11 protein-coding genes are annotated in these 8639 nt (G+C 34.4%); 7 read left to right on the top strand and 4 right to left on the bottom strand.

Annotated features, from left to right (window positions below):
• Positions 1–256 (top strand): RluA family pseudouridine synthase (locus tag AC11ZT_RS12150; RefSeq protein ID WP_484059848.1); only part of this gene is annotated, 256 nt, incomplete at its 5' end.
• Positions 257–266: 10 nt separating this feature from the next.
• Here the strand turns inward: AC11ZT_RS12150 and prpE are convergent.
• Positions 267–1013: a bis(5'-nucleosyl)-tetraphosphatase PrpE gene (gene prpE / locus AC11ZT_RS12145; protein ID WP_484059847.1), complete on the bottom strand. Its 747-nt coding sequence runs from the start codon at positions 1011–1013 to the stop codon at positions 267–269.
• A gap of 188 nt (positions 1014–1201) precedes the next feature.
• Between prpE and fabI the strand changes: the two genes are divergently transcribed.
• From fabI to AC11ZT_RS12115, 6 genes are all read left to right on the top strand, one after another.
• Positions 1202–1978, top strand: a complete 777-nt coding sequence (gene fabI, locus AC11ZT_RS12140; RefSeq protein WP_484059846.1) for an enoyl-ACP reductase FabI — start codon at positions 1202–1204, stop codon at positions 1976–1978.
• A 170-nt stretch (positions 1979–2148) separates the two neighbouring features.
• On the top strand, positions 2149–2955 hold the full coding sequence (locus AC11ZT_RS12135) for a UTP--glucose-1-phosphate uridylyltransferase (protein WP_484059845.1): 807 nt from the start codon (positions 2149–2151) through the stop codon (positions 2953–2955).
• A 27-nt stretch (positions 2956–2982) separates the two neighbouring features.
• Positions 2983–3120, top strand: a complete 138-nt coding sequence (locus AC11ZT_RS12130) for a hypothetical protein (RefSeq protein ID WP_484059844.1) — start codon at positions 2983–2985, stop codon at positions 3118–3120.
• Positions 3121–3175: 55 nt separating this feature from the next.
• Positions 3176–4162 (top strand): UDP-glucose 4-epimerase GalE, encoded by a 987-nt coding sequence (gene galE, locus AC11ZT_RS12125; protein WP_484059843.1) that lies wholly within the window; start codon positions 3176–3178, stop codon positions 4160–4162.
• Positions 4163–4329: 167 nt separating this feature from the next.
• Positions 4330–5433, top strand: a complete 1104-nt coding sequence (locus tag AC11ZT_RS12120; RefSeq protein ID WP_484059842.1) for a glycosyltransferase family 61 protein — start codon at positions 4330–4332, stop codon at positions 5431–5433.
• 39 nt (positions 5434–5472) lie between these two features.
• Positions 5473–6462, top strand: coding sequence for a glycosyltransferase (locus AC11ZT_RS12115; protein ID WP_484059841.1), 990 nt, complete (start codon positions 5473–5475; stop codon positions 6460–6462).
• Positions 6463–6514: 52 nt separating this feature from the next.
• Here AC11ZT_RS12115 and AC11ZT_RS12110 read toward each other — a convergent pair whose 3' ends face one another.
• From AC11ZT_RS12110 to AC11ZT_RS12100, 3 genes are all read right to left on the bottom strand, one after another.
• Positions 6515–7282 carry a glycosyltransferase family 8 protein gene (locus AC11ZT_RS12110; protein ID WP_484059840.1) on the bottom strand — a complete coding sequence of 256 codons (768 nt, stop codon included), beginning with the start codon at positions 7280–7282 and terminating at the stop codon, positions 6515–6517.
• A 160-nt stretch (positions 7283–7442) separates the two neighbouring features.
• Positions 7443–8135 carry a class I SAM-dependent methyltransferase gene (locus tag AC11ZT_RS12105; protein WP_484059839.1) on the bottom strand — a complete coding sequence of 231 codons (693 nt, stop codon included), beginning with the start codon at positions 8133–8135 and terminating at the stop codon, positions 7443–7445.
• A 64-nt stretch (positions 8136–8199) separates the two neighbouring features.
• A partial coding sequence (locus AC11ZT_RS12100) for a GDP-mannose 4,6-dehydratase (protein ID WP_484059838.1) occupies positions 8200–8639 on the bottom strand: 440 nt, incomplete at its 5' end.

Below are 8639 nucleotides of genomic sequence, written 5' to 3'. Positions count from 1 at the left end.
GCCAAACAGTACACGGGTTACACTCCGGCTTGAAACTGGCCGAACCCATCAAATTCGTGTACATATGGCACACATTGGTCATCCGCTCGTTGGTGATGATCTGTACGGGGGCGATCGAAAGTTGATTGACAGACAAGCACTTCATAGTACATCTCTTACGTTTTATCATCCCATGCTAAATGAAATGCTATCTTTCGCTTGTTTGGTTCCTGTAGATATGCAAGCAGCAATAGAAAAAGAGCGAGCTACGAAGTAGGCCGCTCTTCTTAATCAAATTGACGAAATTTTTCTTGTACAAATGGCATAGAGGAGGGAACACTAACCGTCTTCATTTCGGGATAACGAAGGGCGGTTAGCATTCCACCAAAAACAGCTCCCGTGTCGATATTTACACTATGATTCATAAAGCGAGGTTCCAGAACTGGGGTATGCCCATATACAATCCATGAACTGCCATTATAGGATTTAGCCCAATCTCCTCGAACGGGAGAACCATCTTCATGCTTTTTCCCAGAAATATCACCGTACAGGACAAATGTTTTTACCTCATTATCTCTTCGACCTATAAATTCTTCTTTCATTCCTGCATGACAAACGATTAGGTTTCCATCATCAAGCAGATGATAAAGAGGAGATTGCTTATACAACTGGAGAAACTTATTTCGAATATCGTCTTGTTCCTTAGAAGAAAGCGTCATGTATTCATCGACAGTTGTCTCCAGACCATGCTTAACTTGTACATTTCGGCCTAAAAAATATCGATATAATTTATTACAATGGTTACCAGGTACATACTGTGCAACTTTATGATTTATGACAAGTCGATAAATGATGTCTACCATTCGTAAGGAATCGGGTCCACGATCGGTAATATCTCCTACAAATACAAGTTGGCGTCCATCAGGATGAATGGGAATCTTGTTTGTCCATTCATAGCCAAGCATCTTGGTAAGAATCAGGAATTCGTTATAACATCCGTGAATGTCTCCAATTATATCGTAATATACCTTCATTCCGTCCGCTTCCTTTCGCTATATACGAGCGTACTTGCTTCTAACCATTTCATCACCATAAATATATACAAGTGGTAAGAGGAAAGCAACCTTACATTTCTCATTTGCAGGGTATGAGAAATATGGTACACTATTTTATAGTATCAGGTGCTAATAACTAGTGTTATATATAATAGGAGGATGACAGAATGACTCTTCTCAATTTAAAAGGAAAAAATATCGTCGTGATGGGTGTTGCGAATCAAAGAAGTATTGCCTGGGGAATAGCCCGTTCTCTTCACGAGGCAGGTGCAAACTTGATTTTTACATACGCTAGAGAACGAATGGAACAAAGTGTACGTGATTTAGCAGAAACATTGGAAGGTCAACAATCGCATATTCTTCGGTGCGATGTAACAAGTGATGAGGATATTGCCCGTTGCTTTACGGAAATTAAAGAAAAAGTTGGGACCATTCACGGGGTTGCACATTGTATTGCGTTTGCAAATAAAGAAGATTTAAAAGGGGAATTTGTCGACACATCTCGTGATGGATTTAAACTTGCATTAGATATTAGTGCGTTCTCGTTAACCGCTGTTTCGAAAGCAGCAAAAGAATTGATGACAGAAGGCGGAAGCATTGTAACATTAACGTATCTTGGCGGGGAACGTGTCGTGAAAAATTATAATTTAATGGGCGTAGCAAAATCTGCTCTTGATGCAAGTGTAAGATACTTAGCGAATGACCTAGGAAAGCACAATATTCGTGTCAATGCTATCTCTGCAGGTCCAATCCGTACGCTTTCTTCAAAGGGAATTGGAGAATTTAACAGTATTCTAAAAGAAATTGAAGAAAAAACACCACTTCGTCGCAATGTTACACAAGAAGAAGTGGGGGATGCAGCAACATTTATGTTTAGTGATATGTCTCGTGGTATTACAGGAGAGAATTTGCATGTAGACTCTGGTTACCATATTTTAGGATAATTAGATTTTGATTTAAAGCAATCGGCATGATGAAGCCGATTGCTTTTTTTTGCTTAAATATAAATTGATAACGAGGATAGGCTGTCACCAATTTATGTAAGTATAAATATATTGAGTAGTGAGATTTAAAATACGGAAAAAATTAAAAAGATTTAATGAGGTGAAAAAGTTTGGTGAAAAAGGCTGTTATACCGGCAGCGGGATATGGAACAAGAAATCTTCCTATTACAAAGGTCTTACCAAAAGAAATGTTTCCGATATGTGGACGGCCAGCCATTGACTATATTGTGCAAGAAGCTGTGGAAGCAGGAATCGAAGAAATCTTAATTATATTATCTCGTTCGAAAACAATGATAATGGATTATTTTGATCGATCTTTAGAGTTAGAAACATACCTAATGCAATCGAATAAATCAGAATTACTACCATTATTGAACCAACGAAAAGTCCATATTCAATATATTAGACAATCCTATGCAAAAGGATTAGGAGATGCCATTTGTTTGGCAGAGAGATTTGTAGGAAACGAGCCATTTGCGGTGTTACTGCCTGATCAACTTTTTATAAATGAAACAACAAACGCACTTAGGAAGCTGATTGGTTCCTATCATCAATATAAAGAGAATATTATTGGTGTTAAGTCTGTCAAAGAAGAACATCTAAAGTTATATGGCGTAATAGAAGGAACACAATTATCTGAAGGATTATATACCATTACAAATATTATAGAAAAACCTCAAGTTGCTCCGCCCTCAAATTTGGCCGTAATGGGTCGATATATATTTACCCCTACTCTTTTCCCTTTTTTACATCAAACATCTCAAGGTGCTGGAAATGAGATTCAATTAACGGATGCCATTCAAGATATGCTTGGCACATACGTATGCAAGGCGCAAGTACTTAATATGGATTGTTATGACTTAGGTAAGGAAGAAGAATACATGGCATTGTTAAACTATATGTTCAAACTCAAATAAGGTTTATCGTGATTTTAGGAGGATCAGATGAATATAAATGTTATGGATGTAGCAAAAGGAATGGGCTTAGATAAACGGATTGGAACCAATTTTTTAGGTGCTGGCTTCAATACGGAAGAACTGAAACGTTTAGGATTTATTTATACAGGAGTTTCCCATTTTTAATTTCTACGACCTTATTTTATATTCTTTCATAACAATATGTAATAGGGGGGACCATATGATACTGGTTCTGGGAGGAGCCGGCTATATAGGTAGCCATGCTGTAAAAGAATTATTAGATAAAGGATATCCTGTTTTGGTGATAGATAATCTTTCAACAGGGCATAGAGGTTCCCTAGACGAAAGGACCCTATTTATTGAGGGAAATATAGGAGACTTTACTTTGTTGGAACATATTTTTACACAATACAAAATTGAGGCAGTTATGCATTTTGCAGCAAGTTGTATAGTTAGCGAATCTATGTTTAATCCTCTTAAATATTATGAGAATAATGTTAGTCATTCTTGTGTTCTATTAAAGGTCATGATCAAACATAATGTTAAGAAAATTATTTTTTCTTCTACGTGTGCTATCTACGGCTTATCGGAGAGTGAATGTTTAGTTGAAGAATCTCCTACATTTCCTATTAATCCATATGGGCGTTCAAAGTTAATGGTTGAACAAATGATACAGGATTGTTTTAAAACCTATGGGTTAGATTATATTATTCTTCGTTACTTTAATGTAGCTGGAGCTGATTTCTCGGGTAAAATTGGCGAATATCATAATCCTGAAACACATCTTATTCCTAATATCCTCTTTCACCTGCTAGGAAAATCTAAACACTTATCTGTATTCGGAGATGATTTTAATACTTTTGATGGAACATGTATACGTGATTACATTCATGTTCTTGATTTGGTAGAGGCCCATATATTATCTTTACAAAAATTGTTACATTCTTCACCTGTAGGAAAAGTTTACAACGTAGGTAACCATAAAGGATATTCCGTTAAACAGATAATTGAACAGTGTGAAAGGCTAACTATGAAGAAAGCTAACGTTGTATATGAGAGAAGAAGAGATGGAGATCCTCCTTATTTGGTTGCATCTGCTCAAAAAATTCATGAGGAACTAGGGTGGGTACCTAAATATTCCTTAGAAGACATGATTCGTTCAGCATGGAAATGTTATAAGGAAAATCCGAATAAATATAAAAGCTGAGAAGCTTATTTTAACCAACTTAGAAGGACACCCTTCCTTTGATTTTGGACTGATGGGATTGAATGAAAGAATTTGGAATATACATGTAAGAGTAATTATTTATGATTTAATTTGGTGGTGGTTTTGTTATTTATAAGTAAAATAGTCCTTTTTTAGGAGATATAATTATGAAGAAATTTAGAAAATCACCAACGGGTATATATGCTACAGTACAAGAATGGAAACGACATATGAATAACATAGAAGAAAAATATATAGAATATGGAGGTGTAGATCCACAAGGCATAGATTTTCCTAAAGCAATATATGATGAACCGAATTATGCTTTTATTCAAGAAAGAAAGAAGCCATACTTTCCTACACATATGATGGTATTAAAAAATGCTAGGGTTTGTGGAGTAGGCGGAAGTGTTATAACGCGTGATAATAGCTTATTATCTGAAGTATCCTTTGAGTTTGGTAAGAAGCCGGAAAACCATTCTATATTTACGTACAATAAGCTACCTAGAATAACTGAAAATTTAAATCAAGTAGCTCTCCTTTCCTTTTGTCAACCTTATAATTATTATCATTGGATGTTCGATATTTTACCTCGTTTTTATTTACTCAGACAAAGCCATTTGGATTTTCAAAAAATAATTATCAATCCATTGCGGGTTCCTTTTCAGTATGAAACCCTCAACATGTTAGGTATACATGATACCAGTTTAGTGGCATGTCATCAGAACTTTCATGTGAAAGTAAATCAACTACAGATTCCCTTCTTACCAAGCTATCTGGGTTACATGCCTAAGTGGGCATGTGAGTTCTTACGAAGTGAATTTCTAAAATATCGTGAAGAAAAACAAGGGTATGAACGTCTTTATATAAGCAGGGATTCCATTTGTCGCAAGGTAACAAATGAAAATGAAATTATGGAACTGCTTGGAAGGTATGGATTTAAGAAAATTACATTGGAAAATATGTCAGTGAAGGAGCAAATCAGTCTACTTTCATCAGCAGAAGTGGTAATTTCTCCACATGGAGCAGCTCTTACCAATTTGGTTTTCTGTAAACCAGGAACAAAGGTAATAGAGTTGTTTCCAGAGACATATATACATCCACATTATAGGGTACTTAGTCATCATGTAGATTTAAATTATTATTATTTAGTAGGAAAAAGTGTAAGACCAATATTCAAATCAGGACTTCCATTTCCGTTAGCAATCTGTGATCATATTGAAATAAAACTTGAAGATTTACTTAAAACATTACAATTAGCAAACGTTTAATAAGATTCCTTTTCGTGGGATTATTGAGGGAGGTTTTGTATGCAGATAACTGTAGTAACAGCTGTGTACAATGGAGAAGAGTACCTGCAAGAGTGTATCGATAGTATTTTGAATCAAACATATTCGGACTTTGAATATATGATTGTAAATGATGGATCTACAGATAATACAAGAAAAATATTAGATTCCATTCAGGATACTAGAGTAAAGGTTGTTCATTTAGAAAAAAATCAGGGAGCAGCTGCTTGTCTTAATCTCGGAATTGAAAAAGCAACTGGGGATTGGATTGCAGTACAAGATGCGGATGATGTAAGTATGCCTACTAGATTACAAGAACAAATTCAATATTTGCATCACAATCCTGAAGCTATAGGTGTCGGGTCGTATGTTGAATGTATTTCTGGAAAAAATGATGTAGATGAAAAAATTCTTAGGTGGAATGCTGAATATTTTAATGTAACCCTTAGTAAAAAAGAAATATATGAATCAAGACTTTTTAGATGTTATTTATGTCATGGAAGTGTAATGTTTTCAAAAGTAGCTTTTAATAAAGTGGGTAGATATTATACTAAATTCAAAATTACTTATGACTATAACTTATGGACGCGTCTATTTGAAATTAGGCCTATAGAGAAGATTCCTAAGGTTCTGTATCAGTATCGTATTATAAAGGGTTCTCTGAGTCATTCAAATTTGACTGAATTTACAATTGAATCTACATTAGCTGTTTTAACAAGAGTTCAGGAAATACTTAATGAGAGAATATCTCAAAAGCCAACTTGTATTTTAGTAGCTTCAGAAGAATCATGTTATTTTTTTAAAAAGTATATTTTACCTCAAATTGATATTCATATACATGAATTCGTTTCTAATCGTACGCAATTTAAAAGAAAGGAAATCGATAGATTACTAAAGCAGGGCAAGATTGACGCTATCATTACTATGAGTGATACAGTATCTGATCAATTACGAAAGTTTTTAGTTAAGAAGGGGTTACAATTAGAGAAAGAATTTTTTATTATTAGATAATAATGTGAGTTTTAGTATCAAATAACAATATTACCTCAAAAAGATTGCTAATTTAAAAATAACGCTTTATGAAAAACCAATATTTTTCATATTCCTCTTTAAGAGGAGTGTTACCATTCCAAGGCTTTATATTCGTATTATAGTGAATAATTGCTGGTTTTATTGCTAAGTGGTTCATACGAAATACTTGAAAATTCCATTTATAATGTAGTTTAAGCCACTTATCATGAAGGATAGCATTTAACCCATCTTGATCACCCCATAAGATTCTTGCAGGGTTATCATTGATAAATTGAAGAACTTTATTTGATATATGGTGGTTCCTCCACTTTTCTAGATCAATTAACATCACACCAGAATTAAAGTGCCCAGAACTAGGAGGAATTAGAAGATCTGTATGTCTATTTTCCCCATTTGGATCTTCAACAGCAGCAATGAAATAAGGATAAATATCTATGTTCCATAGTTTTGAAATGTCATCTTTGATGATTAAGTCGCAGTCTAAATACAGGATCTTTTGAATGGAATGATCAAGGAGATCGGGGATGGAAATACGATAATAACTCTCCTTACTAACGTGTCCCCATTCATTACAGTTTTTGTATAAGGATTCATTCACTGATAAATACTTAATGGTAGGATTGAATCTATTTAAAGATTTTTTTAATATCCATTTATTTTTCTTAGAAATATTTCCATCTATGATGTAAAGGGTTATAAGATTTGTTGAAGTAGCGTGATTGTAGAGGGAATACAACATGGTTACGAGTGGTTTAAAATATTTGTTATCTGTTGCTACTACGATATGAATTGCTTCCAAACTTAACTTACCTCCTTGTTTGTAGGAATTGAAAAATTCATGTTTTACCGTATTTGTTTGTATAATACCGTCTTACATGGAGTAGTGGACAAGTTAAACTTAAAGTAACGTGTCCACAGAATTTCCATGTCAAACGGAATATTATTCAGAGTAAATTGTTTTATTTTATTTTTTTTAGAAGAATAATTCCATTCCAATAAGTGGGGTGGCTATCGTGATGGGTTGGTATATCTGCTAATACTTGATATTTATTTTTGCTATTTGACAAGAAGTAAAAAGTCGCTTTACGGACTTGTTCCCAATTTGTATCATCTATCATGATTATACAGTCATCACCAAAAAAAGGTTCTGCCACTTGTAAACCTTTTAATTGGTGTTCATAGCTATGCTCCCCATCATATATATAAAATCCAATTTCTCCTTCATGAACATGTGAAAAATAATCTATATAATCCATTTCATGGAATGTATGATTTTCATTACTAAGGGAACGGAAACGTTGCAGGAATTCTTCACGAGGACCACCGAATTCTGAAAAGTTATCAATGCCGATACATTTCTTTATAGGATTATTTATTATACCTGATAAGAACGTGTAACCATGCCAAACTCCTACATTTACAAAATATTGATTTTCTTTCATTTGTGAAACAATTTTATTAATAATGCTACCAATTGCGAATGTAGACATCTTCGGTATCTTACAAAGCTGATAAATAGTTGAATGCAAGTATTCATTGTCTTCAGGAAGCACGGTGTTTAGCATCTCTAAAACGATTCTGTCTGACTCAACAGGCGAGTCAGGCTGAACGTATGGAAAAGAAATATTAGAAAGAAACGTTTCGATATTCATATATACCTCCTACAGAGTGCAAGATTGTAAAGATAAAGGGGTTAAATATTAAGTGATTTCTTAGTCAACTTATTTGGCTCTTTTTGATATAGGTTGTAATGGTGAGTCTTAATCCTGATTCCAATGTGATGTTTGGCTCCCAATTAAGAATCTGCTTTGCCTTCGTAATATCCGGTCTACGCTGCTTCGGGTCGTCTTTTGGAAGGGGATGATACGTAATTTTGCTTTGCGAATTTGTCAACTTCTTCACCATATGAGCTACATCAATTATGGTATATTCCACAGGATTTCCAATATTAATAATTTCTCCGTTAGCTTTATCCTTCTCCATCAGTAACATAAGTCCTCGTACAGTGTCGGTTACATAACAAAACGAACGAGTTTGCATGCCATCTCCGTATACAGTAATAGCATCACCTGTTAAAGCTTGCGTTACAAAATTTGAAATGACCCTTCCATCATCATTTCTGAGTCCAGCTGAATACGTGTTAAAAATCCGAGCTA

This window comes from Ectobacillus sp., assembly GCF_056992975.1.
The sequence above is the reverse complement of the archived record's forward strand: the minus strand, read 5'-3'. Positions and strand labels throughout refer to the sequence as shown.